This is a genomic window from Clostridium sp. CM041 (genome assembly GCF_055081035.1).
Window position 1 is genome coordinate 1,404,949 of the sequence record NZ_CM143648.1, and the last position, 22,457, is coordinate 1,427,405.

The window sequence follows — 22,457 nt, forward strand, 5'->3', positions numbered from 1 at the left end:
CTCCCCTAAATCAAAGATTATAGAGGGATTTTGTGTCTATTTACCATTTGATACAGTATAGTTTAATGCATCAGATACTGTAGCACCTGCATCATTAACAAGTTCTGCCTTATACACATAGGTTCCTCCTGCTTTTCCTTTAAATAATACGGAATCCGTTTGGGCATTTGAACCATTTACTACTAATGGTTTCGTTGAAATTAGTACTCCATTCTCATATAGCCTCCAAGAAGTACCATTTTCTCCCCACCACATGTTCATAATTATTTTATAATCTGAACTACTATCCCAGTTATCTTGAGTTAAGCTTGGTTTAGCTGGCAATTTGCCCACTACTTTTGGAACGGTTACTGATACTTTATTTGATATAAGTGATGATGTTCCATCGGTTACTACTACTGTATAACCATAAGTACCTGGTGCCTTATCTGTACTATCATATACTATTGTTTGTATTGTAGCTTGTCCTGCTACTAATTTACCCGTTGTTAACTGCTTCGTACCTTCCATTACAGCATATGAAGTTGCGGTATTATTAGTTGGAACTATTGCTGTTAGTTTATATGCTCCATCGCTTACCGCTCCAGCTGTTAAAGTTGCTGCTTGTAGTTTATTTACTACTTCCGGCAGCACTATTACAGTTACTTGATTTGATGTAATTGTTTTTGTTCCATCAGAAAGTTCTATTGTGTAATCATACGTTCCGGGTTTTTTATTAGCAACTTGCTGAGTTAATGTTACTTCTGAAGTTTGAGGCGTTATTTTACCACTTGTAATTACTCCTATATTATCTATAAATTTATAAGAACTAGCAGTATTATATCCTGGTACTTCAGCCATCAATGTAAAGCTACCATTAGCTACTGCACTTGATGAAATAATTGCTTCCTTTAATGAATAAACTGGGTTAACTATTTCGTCAAAATATGCACGATAATTAGTTGAAAACTCATAATTACTTTTAGCATCCCAATTGACTGACCAAGACATTAAACCTCGAAATCCTGGATAGCCCTTTGCGTTTGAAATTTTATATTTACCCCCAAAAGGAATTCCTTTCATTATATAATCTAATGCCTTTTTCATTTCTGTAGGATTTATGTATCCACCGCTCGGAGCTGCTAATGAGCATGCTGGCAATCCTATCATCACTTGTTCTTCTCTTAATGCTGGAAATACATTACTAGAATTCCCGCCTATTGGAAATCCGTGAAGTAACATATCTGCCATAGCTACTTCATAGTCAGCTGTACCTTGATTATAATTTAAACCATCCATTCCAGCTCCACTACCAGCATTGTAATGTTGCACATGAATATAAGTTAATTTATCTTTTACACCATAAATAATTGGCAAGTAAGCACCCCATATGTTTCCATAAGAACTATAACCACCTTGAACGTATGCAGTTTCAGGCGCCATACTTAATATAAAATTAGGACCATAATAATCTGAAATAGTTCTTAATCCCGTAATAAGATTTACAATTTGTGGTGTGCTTGGATTTTTAAAGTCAGTATCTCCAGCATTCATCGAAATGTCTGACTCTAGATCAACATCAACTCCATCAAAACCATATTTATCTATTACGGCCTCCACAGAATTAATAAATTTTTGTTTTGCAGTAGCATCTGGTACTAGCACTACGCCATTTTGTCCACCTATTGAAAGTACAACTTTCTTTCCCTTGCTTTGCAAATATGCGATGTCAGACTTAAACTCCGCCTCTGTGCCATAGCAAGGCGAAAACTCAACTACAGCCCGATCTATATTTGTTTCACCAAAAGATATATTTAAAACATCCCATTTAGTTGAAACATCTCTAAGTTTAACAATCCCTGTTCCATTATCAAAGTTATGCCAATACCCTACAAGTAGTTTTGAACCAGAGATTGGTTTTACTACAGGCACTATTACTGACTTAATTTCTTTAATCGTTTTAGCCTCTACATTTGACGTTATCCCTATAGCTATGACCACCATTAGTGCCGCTATAGTTATACATGAAATAATTTTAGTTCCTTTCATTAATAACCCTCCTAACATATTTTGTAATTAGTTGTCTTAGTGGGATTCAAGTGGACCCGATTATTAATAGAAAAGAGACTGCCTTTTTTATTGTTTTTAAGACAGTCCCATTAATAATCATACTGTTTTTGTTGTCATAAATCCGCTACTGTACTTTATGATATAGCTGCTAATCTTAAGTAATATCCTAGATTGACTACTTACTATTTTACAGTATAGTTGAATTCATCAGATACTGTAGCACCTGCATCATTAACAAGCTCTGCCTTATACACATAGGTTCCTCTTGCTTTCCCTTTAAATGATACGGAATCTGTTTGGGCGTTTAAGACACTTGCTACTAATGGTTTCGTTGAAATTAGTACTCCATTCTCATATAGCCTCCAAGAAGTACCATTCTCTCCCCACCACATGTTCATAATTATTTTATACTCAGCACTACCATCCCAGTTATCTTGAGTTAAGCTTGGTTTAGCTGGCAATTTGCCAACTACTTTTGGAACGGTTACTGATACTTTATTTGATATAAGTGATGATGTTCCATTGGTTACTACTACTGTATAATCATAAGTACCTGGTACCTTATCTGTACTATCATATACTATTGTTTGTGTTGTAGTTTGTCCTGCTACTAATTTACCCGTTGTTAACTGCTTCGTACCTTCCATTACAGCATATGAAGTTGCGGTATTATTAGCTGGGACTATTGCTGTTAGTTTATATGCCCCATCGCTTACTGCTCCCGCTGTTAAAGTTGCTCCTTGTAGTTTATTTACTACTGGTGGTAGCACTATTACAGTTACTTGATTTGATGTAATGCTTTTGGTTCCGTCGGAAAGTTCTACTGTGTAATCATACGTTCCTGGTCCCTTACCTGTACTATCATATACTATTGTTTGTGTTGTAGTTTGTCCTGCTACTAATGTACCATTTGTTATAGTCTTCGCACCTTCCATTATTGTATATGAAGTTGCTGTATTGTTAGTTGGGACTATTGCTGTTAGTTTATATGCTCCATTGCTTACCGCTCCTGATGTTAAAGTTGCTGCTTGTAGTTTATTTACTACAGGGGTACTCATTTTATTCCATGCTATGGTTGTCATTGGAGATCCTTTTGATAAATCATCATCAGAAGCATCCCAAATAAATACTCCACCATAGCCATTGGCATTTACATAATCACATCTATCATTTAATGTCTTTTCATCTTCATAAGTTAGAAATTCACCCTTTGATGCATTATATAAATATACTGCATTTGCTTTCGTATCATAGTATTTATTCCAACCTGGGGTAGTTTCTAGTTGCTTTAATATAAACCATGGCTCTTGTCCACCTGGTGAGGATGGATTATCCAAAGATCCCACAGAAGCTCCAGTTGCACTTTGATATAACCCATCTCCATTTGGTCCTGGTTTAACACCTTTCCAACCTCTTGAATATAATGGTGATCCCATATTAAGCTTTGATGGAGAAATTTTATAAATATCTCTATAAGCCTTCATTGCATAATCTGAATTATATTTATTCTTCAAATCTGTTGGGGTTGTACCTGATGGATCCTCAGGGTTAACATATAATGCTGCCTGATGATTCGTAGTTAGTTCCCATGCACCATGAATGTCATAAGTCATAACATTCATGTAATCAAGATATTGTTCATATTTAGATGGTTCTACTAATGCCATCTTATCATAGCCTGCTCCAGCTGCTACAGTTAACATTTTACCTGATAATCCATTTGCATTGTATGCATCCCTTATATCTTTCAATAGTAATGTATAGTTGACTTTATCCTCTGGCCCACCTGGACATCCTTTATCGTATTGATCATTTGGTTCTGCCTTTCTATCTACACCTGGATATTCCCAATCTATATCGATACCATCTATAAATGGATACTGCTTTAAAAATTCAACAACACTATCTGTAAATACTTTTCTAGTTTCTGACGTCATAGCCATTGCATGAAAATTTTCTCCTCGTGTCCAACCACCAACAGAAATAAGTATCTTCTTATCTGGATATATGCCTTTATAATACTTATACTCTCCTAAACATCCTTTTAGTGGAGAATCCCACCCTCCTGAATGCTCCATCGTCTTCTCATAGTCCGCATAAGTATCTATTGAAGTGATTTTAAAATCTTTATTTATTGAGAAAAATGAATGATTAATTACATTAACTTTTGTCCATGGTATATCCTTCGGTTCCATTGATTGATGAGCAGAGTTGTACATTGCCCAATTAGGGAAATATGTAACTACATTCTTGTGAGCCATTTCTGTTACCGGCTTAATTTCTTTAATCGTTTCAGCTTTCACATTTGTTGTTATCCCTACAGCTATGACCATCAGTGCTGCCATAGTTATACATGAAATAATTTTAGTTCCTTTCATTAATAATCCCCCTTATATAATTAGATTGCCATACCAAAATAAAATAACCATAAAAGTTAAACTAACTAATTGTGCTAAAAAATTGCAATACTTTTTTCGACATTTTTATCCTTCATATGCTTATTTTGTAAACTTCCATATTCATTTTTACATATTTGGATAGCTTTGTCAATATAATTACTTTAAATCCCTATTCCAGAGTGTTATGTTGAGAATTTAGTTGAAAACTCTTGTAAAATGTAATATACTAGCATGCGAAATATTTTTAAACATATTCATTATATCTTTTTAACAACAAAAACCTGCAGTCTAAAATATAAACTACAGGTTTTGATATTTATTATTTAGTTTCACTTACCCATTCATGATGGAATGTCCCTTCTTTATCAACTCTTTCAAATGTATGGGCACCAAAATAATCTCTTTGTGCCTGAAGTAAATTTGCTGGGAGATTTGCACTTCTATAACTATCATAATACATTAGTGCACTAGAAAATCCTGGAACTGGCACACCTAAATTTACAGCTGTGGATACTACGAATCGCCAATCCTTTTGATAACTACTAATAATATTATTGAAATAAGAATCTAACATTAGATTTTTAATATTAGCATCATTTTCATAGGCAACGTTAATCTTGTTAAGGAACTGAGCGCGAATAATACACCCACCTCTAAATATTTTAGCAATTTCGCCATATTTAAGGTCCCAGTTATATTCTACTGCTGCAGCTTTCATAAGCGCGAATCCCTGTGCATATGAACATATTTTACTTGTATAAAGAGCTCTTCTTACTGATTCTATAAACTCATTTATATCCCCTTCAAATAATTCATCTGGCCCTTTTAGTATATCACTTGCCAACACTCGTTCATCTTTTACTTTCGAAACGCAACGTGCAAAAACAGCCTCTGTTATTGTAGGTATTGGCAGTGCTAGATCTAGAGCACTTTGACTAGTCCATTTCCCGGTTCCCTTTTGACCTGCTTTATCTAGAATAATATCAACCATGTGCTTTCCGGACTCATTATCCTTTTGTGCAAATATTTCACTAGTTATCTCCATTAAATAACTATTGAGCTCACCTTTATTCCACTGCGCAAACACATCATGAATTTTATCATTAGAAAGTCCAAGAACTCCTTTTAAAAGCGCATAAGCTTCACAAATAAGCTGCATATCTGCATACTCTATGCCATTATGAACCATCTTTACATAATGGCCTGCCCCATTTGCTCCAATGTAAGTACAACACGATTCTCCATCTACTTTTGCAGATATAGCTGTTAAAATTGGTTCTACTATTTTATAAGCATCAATCTGACCTCCTGGCATAATTGCTGGGCCTTTTAAAGCCCCTTTTTCTCCTCCTGAAACTCCTGCCCCTATAAATTTAAAACCCAAATCTTCAAGTTTCTTACTTCTACGTATTGTATCCATAAAAAATGAATTGCCGCCATCAATTATTATGTCACCCTTTGATATATATGGTATTAATTCTTCTATTGCTTCATCCACAGGCTTTCCTGCTTTAATCATAATTAATATTTTTCTCGGAATTTCAATAGAGTTCACAAACTCTTCTATAGAGTATGTTCCAACAATATTTTTTTCTTTCACCTCTATTAATAACTTATCTGTGGCAATTTTACTTCGATCATAAACCGAAACAGATATTCCCCTGCTTTCAACGTTTATTGCTAAATTTTTACCCATAACACCAACGCCTATAACTCCAAATTGTTGTTTATTCATAAGATAAATTCCCCCTTAAAAAAAGTTTCTCTCGTTGAATAATATATAGTTTATATTATACTATATATTATTCAATTGCATAAGCAAAAACGCTATTGTACATTTTGAGGCATAATGCGTTTATTTATACTAGTCATGACTACCCTTAAACGTCACAATCTATCGCAACAAGCTTATACTCCCTAATTTATCCCCTCAATTCATTCATGATTTTAAATACTTCTTCATCTATAACTTGCTTAAAATCCTTATAATATGAACCTACTGCATAAAATTCATCTGGTATATATAGGCATATTACCTCATCTACAAGTTCTTTGAATTCTTCAATAACTTCCATAGGACCTACAGGAATAGCTAGAATGATTTTTTTAGCTCCTTGCTTTTTAACAGATTTTATTACAGCCAGGATAGTAAATCCCGTAGCAATCCCATCATCAATAATTATAACTGTTTTATCTTTAACCTCAGGAAATGTATCCTTTCCACGGTACTCTTTCATCCTTCTTTTAATTTCTTTTGTTTGCTCTAAAACTTCCTTCTCGATATACTCTTGTGATATACCAATCATTTTCACGTAATGATTATTTATAAAATAACTACCATCCACAGACACTGCACCTATTGCAAACTCCTTGTTATGTGGTGCCCCTATTTTTCTTGGAATAATCAAATCCCATTTAAACCCAAATCTTTTTACTGTATCATAAGCTATTTCGAGTCCACCTCTTGGCACCGCAAGTACAATTACATCTTCATCTTTAAATTTTTCAAGACTATCAGTTAGCTTTTCCCCTGCATCTTTTCTGTCTAAAAACATCATTCTAATGCACCACACCTTTTAACTTAATTTTTATTTATAAGTCTCTACCGTTTTTTTTAGGTTTTCCTATATATACTTCCAAACATTGAGATAAATTATCCCTGCTGCAGATCAAGCTTTTTTAAATTGAAGATAACTCAAAATATAATTTAACGCAAAGAAAAAAAGCCCGTGGAAAATCACAAATTATTTCCCGGGCATATTTTTATGTTTTTATAAGCAACATTATTCTGCACTTTTAAGTGATTCTATCATATCTATATTACCAAATTCTCTGTACATAACTAAATTTACAATTATAGAAAATGAAATTGTAAGTAACACTGAATATAGAAAATAAATAGGGTCAATTTTCCTCATAAACATCATTACATTAGTCTCTGAAGTGTTAATTACAAACCCACATAGGAGTATTCCCACAGCTATTCCAGTTAGGCTTCCTATTACCGTTAATATAATATTTTCACGGTATATATATAGTGCAAGTTCACTATCATAAAATCCTAAAAGTTTTATTGTAGACAACTCTCTTTTTCTTTCATTTACATTTATATTTGTAAGGTTATATATTACAACAAAAGCAAGGACTCCTGCGGATACTATTAGAAGGAGTACCACTGAATTTATGCTCTTCGTGGTTTTATTAAAATCAAAATGTGATTTGTTTTTGTAATTTACAGATCCTACATTCTGGGTCCGTGTTAGTACCTTTGTAGTATTATCTTCTGCACTATCTGATGTGGATTTTAAAAGTCCATAAAACCCGTTAAATTTAAGATTTTCCCCAGTTATTTTTTTATAATAATCAGAGCTTATATAAATATAATGTTGCAGATAATGCTCTGTTATGCCTGAGATTCTAGCTTTTACCACTTTATCATTTATGGTTATCTCAAATATGTCTCCATTTTTTTTATTCATAAGTTTCGATAATTTTTCAGTAATAATTACACCATCTTCTTTAAAGCTTAGATCTGTACCTTTCATTGTAAGATTAATATACTTATTAAGTTCTTTCGTATCTTCTGTAACCACTAAATATGCATCTTCTCTACCAGATTTATAAAGATCCACTGTTCCATTTTTTGTATATGAAAATAAAACTGATTTTACGTTATCATCTTTCATTATTTTATTTTGTGTGATATCTTTTTGCTTATCGTCTATGTCTTTCCTAAGTGTTGACTGCATATCATATCTATATATATTTGTAAACTGACTTTCCACAGCACCCATTATTCCTGATTTAAGTCCAAATCCTGTTATCATAAGTCCTGTACACACCGCGATGCCTATTACGGTCATGAAAAACCTTTGTTTATATCTAAATATATTTCTTGCAGTAACTTTACTTGTAAAACTCAACTTTTTCCATATAAAAGTTATTTTTTCGAGTAATATAGTCTTTCCAGCCTTTGGCGGTTTTGGTCTCATCAAAGATGCTGGTGCTTCTCTTAATTCCTCAAGTGTCGCCGCTCCCGCTGCAAGAGTTGTAAATAGTATAGCGATTAATGAAGATTGAAGCGCTAAACTAGGGTTAAAAGGAGTTAAAGAACTTGGAATAGAATAAAGCGAGCTATAAGCATTCATTATAAGTGGAGGAAAAAGTCTAAATCCGAAAGACACACCTACTATGCTACCTGTTATACTAGCTAAAAGTGCATATATTAAATAGTGAGTAGTTATGGCCATTCTTGAATATCCTAAAGCTTTTAAAGTTCCTATTTCAATTCTATTTTCTTGAACCATTCTCGTCATAGTTGTAAGGCTAACTAAAGCTGCCACTAAGAAAAATATAAGTGGGAAGGCCTTGCCTATGTTATCTATTCTTTCACTATCTTGTCTATATGTTTCATATCCCAGATTAGCATCTCTTCCAAGAACATACCATTCTGGTTTTTTAATATCATTATTTTCTGCTATGTTTATTTTACCTTGCGTAGCTTTCAATATTTGCGAATACCTTACTTTACTTCTTATAACTCCAATGTCCTTAAGATCTTGCTTCATATTGTTAGAAGTTTTTTTATAATCTTCACTTAATATAAGACTATCTTTTGATTCTTCACTATCATCTTTTACATATATTTCTGTATAAACATCGCTTTTAAATACATCAGGTAGTATATAAATAAATCCCCGAACAGTTCCATTACCAACTGAACTTAGCTGTCTTTGAGCTGATAAGTATAAAGGTGACAGCGCTGTTCCTACTATTTTAAATCTGCTATTTTTTAGGTCATTATCTATTAAAGCATCTTTTCCTGATTTAAGTTCTATAACATCCCCTATTTTAAGTTTATTTTCTTTTAAAAATCCTTCTTCAACTACAACTTCATTATTAGCTTTTGCTATTCTTCCTGTGACGATCTTAATCTTATTTATGCCACTTTCAGGAGGAATTGAATTAACATTAAGCACCATCGAATGTTTATCTTTTTCAACTACTGCGTCTATTGAAAATGAACCCTCAGCCTTTTTTACACCTTTTAGTTTTTGGACCTCAGCTAAGTCATCCTTTGTAAGTCCAAGTGTAGATATAAGTTTAAAATCCATAAACTCAGTTTGATTAAAATAAAAATCTGCTGATTTTTTCATATCTGGACTAGTAGCTCGAACTCCAGCATAAAAAGCTACTCCCATTGCAATGATTATTACTATAGATAAAAACCTTGAAAGTGTCTTTTTTATATCTCTAAATAAATTTTTAAAAAATGTTTTCTTCACTTCTACCACTCCAAGCTTTCGATAGACATTGGATTATCATTTTTCATTACGCTTTCAACTTTACCACTTTTAACTGTTATTATCTTGTCAGCAATAGGGGTTATAGCGGAATTATGTGTAATGACTATGACAGTCATGCCATGTTTTTTTGAAGTATCAGATAGTAACTTAAGTATCGACTTACCAGTATTATAATCCAGCGCTCCTGTAGGCTCATCACAAAGAAGTAACTTAGGATTTTTTGCAAGGGCCCTCGCTATGGAAACTCTTTGCTGTTCTCCTCCCGAAAGCTGCGACGGGAAATTCCGCATTCTATTTTCAAGGCCTACATTTTTAAGTACTTCTTCAGGATTCATTGGGTTTTTACAAATTTCAACTGCAAGCTCTACATTCTCAATTGCATTTAAATTTTGTACTAAATTATAGAACTGAAATACAAATCCTATTTCGTCACGCCTATATTTTGTGAGCATTTTTTTATTGTATTCACTTATATCATTGCCATCCACAATAATATTTCCAGTAGTAACCTGGTCCATACCTCCCAAAAGGTTAAGTATTGTTGTTTTACCTGCACCACTAGCACCAATAACCACAACAAATTCACCCTTTTCTATAGAAAATGAAACATCATCTACTGCTTTGATGATAACTTCTCCCATGGTATAAGTTTTTTTCACATTTTTTAGTTCTATAAAATTCTTCATTTTTTATCTCCTAACTTATATTTTCACAATCTAACTTGCTCATAATATTTTTATAAAATATATCTATTATATCAATAATAAGTTTTCTTACCTGAGCTCCGTCGTCTTTCTCTCTTAAAATGATAGAAATACTCTCCACAAGGTTATATGATATAAGATAAATAATAAAATTATTTTTAAGTCTTTTCCCCTGGAGTGAAAGCTCATATTTCATTTTCTCTGAAACTATTCTAGTTACGAACTCAACGAAGGTCTTTTTACAATTTTCATATTTCGATCCTTCGCTTTTATTAAGTAATATTGTAATTTCTATGCTATTTTCTTTAAATATCTCCATTATCTCTTCCATTAATTTATAAAAAATAACATCTGCTTCTTCGTTTATTTCTACTTTATTAAACTGATTAATGTAATCCATTAGTCTATCATATACAGGTCCAATTAATTTTTCATACAAATCATCTTTACTATGAAAATATTTATAAAAATTCCCCACTGATGTTTCAGAGTTCTTAGCTATCCCCCTTATTGATGTGCCTTTGTATCCCCTTTGTTTAAATTCCTTTAGAGATTCTTCTACTATATTATTTCTTACCTCTTCCTTCAAATATTGCATTAGAAAACCTCCGTTCTCTTTTATAGTATACTCTATTTTTAAAAAAACTCAACTGTTGTATTATTCAAAGGTGTCGCATCTTTCTTATACAGTGAATCAAAAATTATAAACAAATAACTAAGAAGAAAAAAGGTAACAACAATGAATTTAATCATTGTTGTTACCTTTTTCTCTTGAATTTTTATGGTTATATTTTCATTTAAATACATCCTACACTATCATTCCCCATACACATTGCCTCTCTTCTTTATGTTTTCCAATATAGCTGCAAAACAGTGCTTTCATTTCATTATATTTTTATTAATGATATTAGTAAACTTACAATGTAAGTTATACTTGAAAAAATCAATGATACTATGAGAAATCCTATTAATACAATGTTATATTTCAATATATCTTCAGCCATAACAAATCTCGAAATGCCAAGGGTATTGAGACCTAATATTATTAGGAATATTATAAATAATCCCTTAGAGGCCCCTTTAATATCCGCAGAGCTTAACGATATATGAGATGAAATACATATAGCTAAAAATAAAAACAATATAAAATAGGGATTAGTAAAATTCTTAATTGAAAAGATTATTTTTATTAAATTAACATAAGAAGTCATTATTCCATTCAGAGCTATACCGTTTAATTTAGTTACATTTAAATTATTAATAGATATAGTTATAAATTCATTATATGTCTTAGGAATTATGACGTACATTAAAGCTATTATAGACGCAATTCCTCCGAATATAGGTGCAGTGCCTATGAAAAAATTACCTATCTGTTGATATACACTATTAGGATTATAGGCATGCTTTACATACCCAAGTACACCATTTTCGTCTCTCTTTTGTATTAGTACCACTTTTGTAATTTTGTGCCCAAAGAGAAAACAAAAAATAGCATGAGAAATTTCATGTATGGGAACACCTACAATAGCGGTAATAGCAACTGCCTTCCATCCAAAACTCCTTTGCAAATTTTCTATTGAATGCTCCCTTAAAAAGCCAAGGATGAATCCTACAAGAATTATCATCCCTGTCAAATATAATGTATCTACCGATGTCTTTATTATTAAGTTTACTAAGAAATTCATTTAATCACCCTCACAAATCTTGGCTCAATCTACACCATACAAATCAGCTTCTTTAGTTATATTATATCACTAACTAAACTTTCAATGCTAGATGTTATCACCGCCACTTGTTAGCGATGACACCTAATATTTAGTGATTTCATATAAAAATAATAATAAAAGCACCTACCTAAGTAAGTGCTTTTATTATTATCTTTTAGATTATCTTGCTTTTACCGTTATCTGTCAAAATCCACCTCAATGAAAAGTGACTTTTAATAGCTCTATTAAGTTAAATTTTTTCTATTATAATTTGATTATCCTTTGCATCTACACCGATGATAGAACCATCATTTATATCTCCCCTAATAATTTTCTTTGCAATAGATGTTTCTAAAACATTTTCAATATATCTCTTTAACGGACGTGCACCGTAGATCGGATCGTAGCCTTCTTCTGCCATAAGTTCTTTAGCATCCGTAGTTACTTTCATTGATATGTTTTTATCTTTAAGCCTATTTTGAATATCTGCTAAGAATATATCAACTATTCCTTCTATTTCTTTTGTTTCTAATGGTTTAAATAATATTATATCATCTAATCTATTTAAAAATTCCGGTTTAAATTTGGATTTTAGCTCGCCCATAACTCTATCACGGATATGCTGTTCTATGCCTCCACTTTCTTTGTTTTCCAAGAGGTAGTTGCTTCCGATATTTGAAGTCATAATTATTATGCAGTTTTTGAAATTCACAATCTTGCCCTGATTATCAGTTAGGCGTCCATCGTCTAGTATTTGAAGAAATATGTTAAACACATCCTCGTGAGCTTTTTCTATTTCATCAAATAATACTACGCTATAAGGTTTCCGCCTAACAGCTTCTGTAAGCTGGCCGCCCTCTTCATAACCTACATATCCTGGTGGTGCCCCTATAAGTCTTGACACAGAATATTTCTCCATATATTCCGACATATCTATCCTTATTATGTTTTCACCACTCTCAAATAAAATTTTAGCTAAAGTTTTAGCAAGTTCAGTTTTTCCGACACCAGTAGGTCCAAGGAATATAAATGAACCAATAGGTCTTCTTGGATCCTTCATACCGGCCCTCGCCCTTATTACTGCATTTGACACTGCAGTTACGGCTTCTTTTTGACCAATTACCCGCTCAGATAATTCATCTTCAAGTCTTAGGAGCTTCTTCCTCTCGCTTTCTTGGATATTTGTTACAGGTATACCAGTCCACTTTGATACTATCTGTGAAATTTCTTTTTCGGTTACTTCTTCTTTAAGCATGGCTGTTTCATTATTTTTATGAATTTCTTTTTCTTTTTCTTTTATCTGAGCTTCTAGCTTTGGAATTACTCCATATTTAAGCTCTGCCACTTTATTTAAATCATATTCTCTTTCTGATTTTTCTATGTCCCCCCTTGAAGCATCGAGCTCTGCTTTCAAATTTCTAATTTCAACTATCTTAGACTTTTCTTTCTCATATTTTGCTGTCATCTCATTATCTTTATCTTTTAAATTACTTAGCTCTTTTTCGAGTATTATGAGCCTTTTCTTTGAAGCCTCATCCTTTTCTTTGGATAAAGCCTTCTTTTCAATTTCTAACTGAAATATCTTACGTTTAGCCATGTCCATATCTGTAGGCATACTATCTATATCAGTCCTTATCATAGCACAAGCTTCATCTATAAGATCTATTGCCTTATCTGGAAGAAATCTCGCCGTTATATATCTATTCGAAAGCCTTGCTGCAGCAATAATGGCTGAATCATGAATCCTTATACCATGATATATTTCAAACTTTTCTTTAAGACCTCTAAGTATTGACACAGAATCTTCAACTGTAGGTTCTTCGACAGTTACTGGTTGGAACCTTCGCTCTAGGGCTTTATCCTTCTCCAAATATTTCCTATATTCATCAAAAGTGGTAGCCCCAATGCAATGAAGGCTTCCTCTGGCTAGCAGTGGCTTTATCATGTTTCCAGCATCCATAGAACCCTCTGATTTCCCTGCTCCCACAATATTATGAATTTCATCTATAAATAAAATTATTCTACCTTCACTATTTTCTACTTCTTTAAGCACTGCTTTAAGTCTTTCTTCAAACTCACCTTTAAATTTGGCCCCCGCAATAAGTGCTCCCATATCTAAAGAAAATATTATTTTATTTTTAAGCCCTTCTGGTACGTCTCCCTTTACAATTCTTTGTGCTAGCCCTTCTACTATAGCAGTTTTACCTACTCCAGGTTCTCCTATAAGCACTGGATTATTTTTAGTTCTTCTAGAAAGTATTCTTATAACTCGCCTAATTTCCTCATCTCTTCCTATCACTGGATCTAATTTATGTTTTTTAGCTTGCTCCACAAGGTTTATTCCATATTTCACCAACGCCTCATAAGTGCCCTCTGGATCAGCATTTTCCACTCTCTGATTTCCCCTAACGGTCGATAACACATTTAAAAAAGCTTCTTTAGTTATATTAAATTTCTTTAAAATATCTCGAATGTCTTTAGAATTCACATCTATAAGTCCAAGCATTACATGTTCTACACTTATAAAAGAATCTTTAAACTTTTTAGCTTCATCTTCAGCCCGTGCAAAAACTTCTTCAAACCTTCTAGTAGCATAAACTGATCCACTATCTGCACCACTTCCTGTAACTTTTGGCATACTATTTATTACTTTGTTAATCTCCTCATTAAGCTTTGCTATATTCACTCCCATTTTACTAAATATATTAGGAATAAGACCGTCCTCTTGAGCTATAAGTGCTGCAAATAAATGCACAGTATCTACCTGTTGATGATTATTTTTTACAGCTAATAATTGAGCCTCATTTAAGGATTGTTGAACCTTTACCGTTAATTTTTCTACATCCATGTAAATAACCCTCCCTTTAGTTTTTTAAATTATTACCCACTATTTAATTATAACTAAAAAACACCCATAACTCTTTAAATAAATTACTTTTATTTAACAAATTTGTTTTGTAATTTTATTTGAGTACTGCCTGTGCTATTCTAACAAGTTGCTCTTTACTTAAAGCTTCAAGATACCTTTGACGTTCCATAAAAGTACACTCTTCTAAAAGTTTTCTTACTCTATGAGTTTCTATATAAATACCTGAAAGCATTAAATCTTTACTACTCGAATCCATGTAATGCCTCCTCCAAATGTTATAATATATTGTTGCAGACCCTTCGCTGTAGCCCTTATCTATTAATTTAACAATACATGCTTTTCTATCTTGCTTTTCAAAACATTCACAAAGATTATATATTTTCTGAAGCATTATCATCTTTCTTTTCCTTCCTTCTTAATCATCCAGGAAACATACAAAATACAAGTTTTTCGTATGTTTTTTCATCCGCGCTTAATTTCCAACCACTTTATATTATACCATATTTTATATAAAAAAACAGCAATCCGTATACAAATCGCTGTTTTTTTTTGGAAAACCACTAACAAAGCACCAATTTATTGTAAATCAGTGCTTTGTTAGTAATGATATATAATTAACCACATCCTTCATGATTTATTTCCTTCCATTTCAACATTTATTCCCTCTATTCTTCAATAATTACGGAACCTATGAGAACCGAAATGCATGATATTGTTGCTTTTAGGTTACAATTATGTTATACTTACAATATATTATTTTAATGGAGGTATTATCGTGAGCGATATTGGGAAATTTATTTTTGAACATAGAACTTCAAGAAATTTATCTAGTCGTAAGCTAGCTTCACTTGCAGACATAAGTCATACGGAGATACATCGACTTGAAAATGGAGAAAGAAAGAATCCATCACCACTGGTATTAAAATGCATAGCAAGAGCTCTTGAGATGCCCTACGATGATATTATGAAAGCGGCAGGATATATAGATAGTACCCAATCTCCTATTACCACTGTACACCTTATCGGTACTGATGATCTAACGGACCAAGAAGTCGAGCAAGTAAACAATTTCATTGAATTTTTACATATTAAACGTAAGTAATTAATAATATATATCCTAATTTTCAAACTTTAAATGGAGGTGTCTTATATTTGAATATCATTATTAAAAAATTTAAAGAAGTTTTATTTTCTGTACTCCCAATTACCTTAATAGTATTACTACTGAACTTTACAATCATTCCTCTTGAAACACACCTAATACTTAGATTTTTAATAGGCGCAATTTTCATAATATTTGGACTGTCTATATTTTTACTTGGTGTGGACACTGGTGTTACCCCTATCGGTACTTTAATGGGAGGTTCTCTTGCTAAAAACAGTAAAGTATTGGTCTTAGTTTTTTCGGGATTAATACTCGGTTTTTTTATTACAATTGCTGAACCAGATTTGCAAATTCTTGCTTCTCAAGTTAGTACTGTAACATCAGGGTCAATAACTAAACTTTCGATTTTAGTTGTTGTATCTATTGGTATTGCAATTATGCTATCTATAGGTTTATTAAGAATAATTTATAATAAATCATTAAAGAAAATGTTAACTGCAATATATTTGGTTATTTTTGTTCTATCTTTATTTACATCTTCTGAATTTTTAGCAATATCATTTGATGCTTCTGGTGCTACTACGGGCGCAATGACCGTTCCATTTATATTAGCACTTGCGTTAGGAGTGTCTTCAATAAAAAAAGATGGAATATCCTCGGAAGAAGATAGTTTCGGACTAGTAGCAGTAGCATCCACAGGCGCTATTTTATCCGTTATTATTATGAGTCTTATATCAAAGTCTGATAAAATTGTTGGCGACCTAAGCACTAGCACTGTCAGCTCAACCTCAATTATAAATCCATTTATTGAGAAATTGCCAACTATGATAAGTGAAGTTTTTTTCACCTTGCTTCCATTATTATTATTATTTTTTATATTCAATAAAATATCATTTAAGCTTTCAAAAAAGGAATTTTCAAAGATATTAAGAGGTATTCTATATTCTTTTATTGGACTGATATTATTTTTAACAGGAGTAAATGCTGGTTTTATAGAGATTGGAACTGTAGTCGGACACAGTATTGCTTCCCTACATAGTAGTTGGATTCTTGTCATTGTTGGGTTCATACTTGGATTAGTGGTAATATTAGCTGAACCGGCTGTGCATGTACTTACAGATCAGATAGAAATTGTTACTCATGGATATATAAAAAAGAAGGCAGTAATTTTTACTCTTTCTATCGGAGTTGCCTTTGCAGTAGCATTATCAATGTTAAGAATAGTTGTACCCGGGATTCAGTTGTGGCATTTTCTTTTACCAGGATACGCAATTTCAATTATTATGTCATATTTTGTGCCGAAACTATTCGTAGGAATAGCATTTGACTCTGGCGGTGTAGCTTCTGGTCCTATGGCAGCAACTTTTATTTTAGCCTTTGCACAAGGTGCCGCTGAGGCCATCGAAGGGGCTAATGTATTAATTGATGGGTTTGGCGTAATTGCCATGGTTGCTTTAACTCCATTAATTGCTTTGCAAATTTTAGGTTTAATCTTTCAACATAAGGCTAAAAAAGAAGGAATAAAAATAAATGCAAAATAATTCTAACACCTGTGAATGTTAATTAATATTCAAGACTTATTCAAAAAACAAAATCAGATTTCATCCCTAATATGGGATGAGATCTGCTCTTTATTTTTATTTAGTATCAATTTGTATCACTCACATTTTCCGTAGACATGTTAAGTATTCTAAACAACCCTGAAAATAACTTACGTGCTGCCGGTACTGCTGTCTGGGCAGCATAATATTTTTCCGGGTTTGGCTCTTCTATTGTAACTATCAATGTCACCTCTGGATTATTAGCAGGAGCCATACCTGCAAAGGATGCTACATATTTACCAGAATCGTAACCCCCTGCAGTACTGTTAACCTTATTTGCAGTTCCTGTCTTTCCAGCTATGCGGTACCCCTCCATATAGGTATCCTTTCCAGTTCCCTCCTTAACAGCTCTTTCCAAATACAATCTTAATTCAGCTGCTTTTTCTTTGCTGGTTATAACCTTTTCACCAAGATTATCATATTTTTTATCCACAATTTTTTTATCTTCCACCATATGTGATATTTCCTTCATAACATGGGGTCTTATCCATGTACCTCCATTAGCTATCGCATTGAAGGCAGCGATATACTGCACTTGGCTAACCGCTACACCTTGCCCATAGGCCATTGTAGCAAGATCAATAGGCTTAATACTATTTAAATCCTTTATTAACCCAGTACTTTCACCTGGCAGATCTATACCAGTTTTCTGTCCAAAGTTAGCCTCCTTTAAAAATTTATAAAAATTTTCCTCTCCAATTTTTTGTCCCAGCTTAACAAATCCAACATTATCGGAATTTTTAATTATATCTGAAAAGGTCTCAACCCCATGATTTTCTTTATTATCATTATACAATGTTGTATTTCCAACCTTAATGCTTCCATTACTTATAAATCGGTCCTGGTCCGTCACCACGTTATTTTCAAGTGCAGCAGCCGCTGTTATAACCTTGAAAATTGATCCTGGCTCAAACACATTACTGATAGCTCTATTCTTCCATATTTCCTGTACTTCACTATCTGTTTTCCCTTCTACATAAGGCTTATTTAGATTATATCCCGGTGTATTAACCATAGCCAAAATTTCACCATTTTGCGGATTCATAATTATTATGCTTACAGACTTTGCACTATTTTCATCCAATGTTTCTTTTGCTACTTTTTCAGCTAAATTTTGAATTTGTTCATCTATAGTTAATGTTAAATCCTTTCCATTTACAGGTTGAACCGTGGTTGCTTCTTTATAGGGCAATTCATTATTATTCCTATCCACTTCTGTCACTTTTACCCCGGGAATACCTGCTAATTCATTATTATAACTCTGTTCTACTCCGCTTATTCCATTCCCTTCCAAATTGGTATGTCCGATAACCTGAGATAAAACGCTATCATTTGGATACATTCTCTCTACATCGTTTGAAATTATTATGCCATTATATTTTAAATCTTTAACCGCATCTGCACCCTTCTTATTAACCTTTCTCTTCAATGATACAAATTTAAGTAGCTTGCCATTGCCATCTTTGCTATCTAATATTTTTTCAAATTCGCTCTTTTTAACATCCAGTTTCTGCGACAATTGTTCAATGGCTTGTTCTTCTGGTATTTTTTTAACTTCTAAGTATCTTTTAAATACATTTAAATCAACATCAACCCTGTAAACATCTGCACTTAATGCCAATTTTGAACCGTTTCTGCTCAGAATCTCCCCCCTTTGGGGAGCTATTTTTATAGTTTTTGTCCAATTGTTTAATGCCAGCTGTTTATAATCTGACCCATTAATAACCATTAAATAAACCATTCTACCCACAAGACCCATAAATGCTATGGAAAATAACATACCTGCAAAAAAAATCCTTTTACTTCTCACCCTTTTTCTTTTCAATTTGCTCACCAACCTATTTAAATAATTTCTTCCGACGTTTACGCACTTCCCTCCTCTTTGTAAGTTACCAATATATTAGAATTTATTCTAACATTTATTCGCGTGAATTTTAGTTTAACATAAGTATATAGAAAATACCCAAGTATTATATTTTGTATAATATACAATTAAGGGATAAAAATAAATGCAAAATAATTCTAACACGTGTGAAAGTTAATTAATATTCGAAACTTATTTAAAAACAAAGAGTAGATTTCATCCCTAAATATGGGATGAAATCTGCTCTTTATTAAAAAACTTAATTTGTAATCTAGTCTTCTATTTCGCTCATTTCTTTTTTTAATAAATCTATAGGATTGACATATCCTAGTGTTCCACACATCAAATTGCCCGCCCATATATTAAGTTCTACTAAATTTAGATTATCACTTGGTATGTATTTAACCTTATTTAAATAATATTATTCTACCAAATTTTTGATTAATATACTAGGGTATTAATCACTTAGATATATTTCCTTAACCATTCCTTTGTTTCTAAATCAGCAAATGCTGCATCAACACTATTAAGATAAATTTGTTTATATTCCTCAAACGTAATGTTAAATTCTCTTAATAATACATCACATTCCTTAGTCATATTTGTGTCAGATACAGTTCTATTATCAGTATTGACGCTCACCCTTATTCCATCATTAAAAAAATCATGAATTGGGTGTTTTTCAAAAGTATCAATTGCTTTAGTCTGGATGTTACTTGTTGGGCACATTTCAAGGGTAATTCCTTTATCTTTTACAATGTTATAGGCTTCAATGCAGTCTTTAATAAATACTCCATGACCTATCCTTTCTGCCCCCAAAAGTTCCACTGCTTCAAGGACATTTTTTCCTATTCCTGTTTCACCTGCATGGATAGTTACTCTATATCCATATTCTTTAGCTAATGATATAGGTTCTATAAATTTTTCACAAAAGCCTTCTCCTTCAGATCCACATAAATCTATTGCAACTACACCTTTCAAGAGGTACTTTCTGCCAGCTTTTACAACCTCAAAGGCTTTATCAATAGACATAAATCTCATGCAGCAAAGTATTACATTTCCTTTTATATCATATTTCTCTTCTGCATATTTAATCCCAGATATTACACTCTCTATTACGTCTTCTACACTTAAACCCTTTGTTATATGAAGTAGTGGTGCAAATCTAACTTCAATATATTTTACATTTTCTTTTGCACAATCGCAAAGAAGTTCAAATGTAATTCTTCTTAAACTCTCCTTTGATTGCATTACTAAATTCGGGATTTCAAACCTTTTTAAATACTCATCAAGCGATTTACATTCTGCTGGGGCTGTAACTTCTTTTCTAATATTTTCAATATCATAGTAGGGAATACTTATACCCTCTTCTTTTGCTATATCAATTATTGTTCCCGGTCTTACACTTCCATCCAAATGACAATGTAAATCAATTTTAGGTAAATTTTCAAATTCCATATTGTCCTCCTTTTAATTTTAATTACATTTCAGCTCTGCAGGAGATGATTTAATTATCAAAAAATAAAAAATCCTGACTACAAAGAAGATAAACATAATTGTATCTTCTTCGTAATCAGGAATTATAGGTTCCTGGTAGAAACCCCCAAACCATATTATTGAGGTTATACGATTTAAAATTTGTATTTTTTATATTTTATCATAAAGAAAAAAATTGTCAAGCTGTAAATTCCCCGGTACTCATCTTCGCAGAAGATGCTTTAATACCTTAGAACAACCAGCACAGTCATAGAAATAAAATATATAACTAATGGAATATATTGTTTTTTATCTATATCTATAATTTCTTCTTTTCTTTCTATATATTTTCCTTCAATGTCCTTTTCTTCTTCAATGAGTTCTGATTCATATTTTCCCTCTTTATATTCTTTTAATTTTCTTAAGTTTATAAATAATATAGATCCTCCGATTAGTAAAAATATTGAAGCTCTAAGTAAAATTACAGTTAAACTAGCATCCATTGCATCAGTTGTCGCAACTGCTTGTACCTGTGTTTGATCTATCACACCATTCTTTATTCCATTATTCGCAAGCTTCATATAATTCATTACGACTTTACTTAAAATAAAAGATATTGCATTATTTACTGCATGAAGTGTCATACTCCCTACAATCGATCCTGTATATTCCCTTACCTTTAATAGAACAAGTCCTAAAAACATTACGTAAATAATTTGCATTACATTACCATGAAAGGTTGCAAAGATTGCAGTTATTATAAAAAATTTAATTTTTTTATTTATCCCCTCATAAGCATCTAAGAAAATTCCTCTAAAAAATATTTCCTCAAAAAATGCTGGCACCAAAACTATCACCACTAACCCTAATAATGTTGAACTACTGTTTAGTAATTTAGATATTGCCATACTATCCTTTATTGCAATGGGAAATAACTTCATGCTTATCATATTAACGCCTATTGCAAAAATATAAGTACCGACTGATATAGACATAATTAAAAAAACTTGCTTTAGAGATATCTTCTTTATTACCATTACCTTATTAAAGCTTCTTTTAGTAATCCTGCAATATAATAAAGCAATTCCACCAAGTGCTATAACACTTGACCCTCCAGAAAGTAGAAGTGAGGTATCCCCGCTTATAGAACCCTGTAATCTAAATACCTTTATTGCTATTAAGGGTATTGAAATAAATAACAATAACGCTCCTAATAATAAACTATTCGCTAGTAGTATTCTTTTATCTTTCATAAATTTTCTCCTTAAAACATAAGATTTTCTTCGAATTAATACTTTTTTAAGCACGGCATTAATTTCACTAAATACTAATACCCCAATATATATAATAAGCTAATCACCTAAAATAATCAAAT

General features: G+C 32.3%; 15 protein-coding genes and 1 riboswitch. Of the genes, 2 read left to right on the plus strand and 13 right to left on the minus strand.

The genetic code is table 11. From position 1 onward, the window contains the following. Positions 1-36: 36 nt before the first annotated feature. From ACWJJT_RS06670 to ACWJJT_RS06715, 10 genes are all read right to left on the minus strand, one after another. On the minus strand, positions 37-2,028 hold the full coding sequence (locus tag ACWJJT_RS06670) for a glycosyl hydrolase family 18 protein (RefSeq protein WP_462956430.1): 1,992 nt from the start codon (positions 2,026-2,028) through the stop codon (positions 37-39). Between the two features lie 203 nt (positions 2,029-2,231). Then, positions 2,232-4,427: a glycosyl hydrolase family 18 protein gene (locus ACWJJT_RS06675; RefSeq protein ID WP_258280744.1), complete on the minus strand. Its 2,196-nt coding sequence runs from the start codon at positions 4,425-4,427 to the stop codon at positions 2,232-2,234. A gap of 340 nt (positions 4,428-4,767) precedes the next feature. Then, entirely contained in the window at positions 4,768-6,183 is a 1,416-nt protein-coding gene (gene gndA, locus ACWJJT_RS06680; RefSeq protein ID WP_462956431.1) for an NADP-dependent phosphogluconate dehydrogenase, read from the minus strand. 187 nt (positions 6,184-6,370) lie between these two features. Next, positions 6,371-7,006, minus strand: coding sequence for a phosphoribosyltransferase (locus ACWJJT_RS06685; protein WP_258876423.1), 636 nt, complete (start codon positions 7,004-7,006; stop codon positions 6,371-6,373). A 225-nt stretch (positions 7,007-7,231) separates the two neighbouring features. Continuing rightward, on the minus strand, positions 7,232-9,733 hold the full coding sequence (locus ACWJJT_RS06690; RefSeq protein WP_462956432.1) for an ABC transporter permease: 2,502 nt from the start codon (positions 9,731-9,733) through the stop codon (positions 7,232-7,234). A 2-nt stretch (positions 9,734-9,735) separates the two neighbouring features. Next, positions 9,736-10,440: an ABC transporter ATP-binding protein gene (locus tag ACWJJT_RS06695; RefSeq protein WP_216302897.1), complete on the minus strand. Its 705-nt coding sequence runs from the start codon at positions 10,438-10,440 to the stop codon at positions 9,736-9,738. Between the two features lie 10 nt (positions 10,441-10,450). Next, on the minus strand, positions 10,451-11,056 hold the full coding sequence (locus ACWJJT_RS06700) for a TetR/AcrR family transcriptional regulator (protein WP_462956433.1): 606 nt from the start codon (positions 11,054-11,056) through the stop codon (positions 10,451-10,453). Between the two features lie 289 nt (positions 11,057-11,345). Then, positions 11,346-12,146 (minus strand): hypothetical protein, encoded by an 801-nt coding sequence (locus tag ACWJJT_RS06705; RefSeq protein WP_220286494.1) that lies wholly within the window; start codon positions 12,144-12,146, stop codon positions 11,346-11,348. 271 nt (positions 12,147-12,417) lie between these two features. Then, the gene (clpB, locus tag ACWJJT_RS06710) at positions 12,418-15,015 is read right to left on the minus strand and encodes an ATP-dependent chaperone ClpB (protein ID WP_462956434.1); all 2,598 of its coding nucleotides are present in this window, start codon (positions 15,013-15,015) and stop codon (positions 12,418-12,420) included. Positions 15,016-15,130: 115 nt separating this feature from the next. Next, positions 15,131-15,433, minus strand: coding sequence for a hypothetical protein (locus ACWJJT_RS06715; protein WP_462953129.1), 303 nt, complete (start codon positions 15,431-15,433; stop codon positions 15,131-15,133). 378 nt (positions 15,434-15,811) lie between these two features. Between ACWJJT_RS06715 and ACWJJT_RS06720 the strand changes: the two genes are divergently transcribed. Further along, positions 15,812-16,138 carry a helix-turn-helix domain-containing protein gene (locus ACWJJT_RS06720; RefSeq protein ID WP_462956435.1) on the plus strand — a complete coding sequence of 109 codons (327 nt, stop codon included), beginning with the start codon at positions 15,812-15,814 and terminating at the stop codon, positions 16,136-16,138. 50 nt (positions 16,139-16,188) lie between these two features. Then, positions 16,189-17,682 (plus strand): DUF1538 domain-containing protein, encoded by a 1,494-nt coding sequence (locus ACWJJT_RS06725; protein WP_462956436.1) that lies wholly within the window; start codon positions 16,189-16,191, stop codon positions 17,680-17,682. Positions 17,683-17,788: 106 nt separating this feature from the next. On the opposite strand, the gene ACWJJT_RS06730 is transcribed toward ACWJJT_RS06725, so the two are convergent. The 3 genes from ACWJJT_RS06730 to ACWJJT_RS06740 form a co-directional block, all read right to left on the minus strand. Further along, positions 17,789-19,567: a peptidoglycan D,D-transpeptidase FtsI family protein gene (locus ACWJJT_RS06730; protein ID WP_462956437.1), complete on the minus strand. Its 1,779-nt coding sequence runs from the start codon at positions 19,565-19,567 to the stop codon at positions 17,789-17,791. A gap of 504 nt (positions 19,568-20,071) precedes the next feature. Beyond that, the gene (gene add / locus ACWJJT_RS06735) at positions 20,072-21,064 is read right to left on the minus strand and encodes an adenosine deaminase (protein ID WP_462956438.1); all 993 of its coding nucleotides are present in this window, start codon (positions 21,062-21,064) and stop codon (positions 20,072-20,074) included. Between the two features lie 92 nt (positions 21,065-21,156). Then, a riboswitch (purine riboswitch) is annotated at positions 21,157-21,256 on the minus strand. A gap of 68 nt (positions 21,257-21,324) precedes the next feature. Continuing rightward, positions 21,325-22,335: a lysostaphin resistance A-like protein gene (locus tag ACWJJT_RS06740; RefSeq protein WP_462956439.1), complete on the minus strand. Its 1,011-nt coding sequence runs from the start codon at positions 22,333-22,335 to the stop codon at positions 21,325-21,327. Positions 22,336-22,457 lie beyond the last annotated feature (122 nt).

Coding starts and splice junctions, on each gene's coding strand:
- gndA (WP_462956431.1), bottom strand. CDS start 6,183: ATGAATAAACAACAATTTGGAGTTATAGGCGTTGGTGTTATGGGTAAA.
- ACWJJT_RS06685 (WP_258876423.1), bottom strand. CDS start 7,006: ATGATGTTTTTAGACAGAAAAGATGCAGGGGAAAAGCTAACTGATAGT.
- clpB (WP_462956434.1), bottom strand. CDS start 15,015: ATGGATGTAGAAAAATTAACGGTAAAGGTTCAACAATCCTTAAATGAG.
- ACWJJT_RS06670 (WP_462956430.1), bottom strand. CDS start 2,028: ATGAAAGGAACTAAAATTATTTCATGTATAACTATAGCGGCACTAATG.
- ACWJJT_RS06700 (WP_462956433.1), bottom strand. CDS start 11,056: ATGCAATATTTGAAGGAAGAGGTAAGAAATAATATAGTAGAAGAATCT.
- add (WP_462956438.1), bottom strand. CDS start 21,064: ATGGAATTTGAAAATTTACCTAAAATTGATTTACATTGTCATTTGGAT.
- ACWJJT_RS06675 (WP_258280744.1), bottom strand. CDS start 4,427: ATGAAAGGAACTAAAATTATTTCATGTATAACTATGGCAGCACTGATG.
- ACWJJT_RS06705 (WP_220286494.1), bottom strand. CDS start 12,146: ATGAATTTCTTAGTAAACTTAATAATAAAGACATCGGTAGATACATTA.
- ACWJJT_RS06715 (WP_462953129.1), bottom strand. CDS start 15,433: ATGATAATGCTTCAGAAAATATATAATCTTTGTGAATGTTTTGAAAAG.
- ACWJJT_RS06695 (WP_216302897.1), bottom strand. CDS start 10,440: ATGAAGAATTTTATAGAACTAAAAAATGTGAAAAAAACTTATACCATG.
- ACWJJT_RS06740 (WP_462956439.1), bottom strand. CDS start 22,335: ATGAAAGATAAAAGAATACTACTAGCGAATAGTTTATTATTAGGAGCG.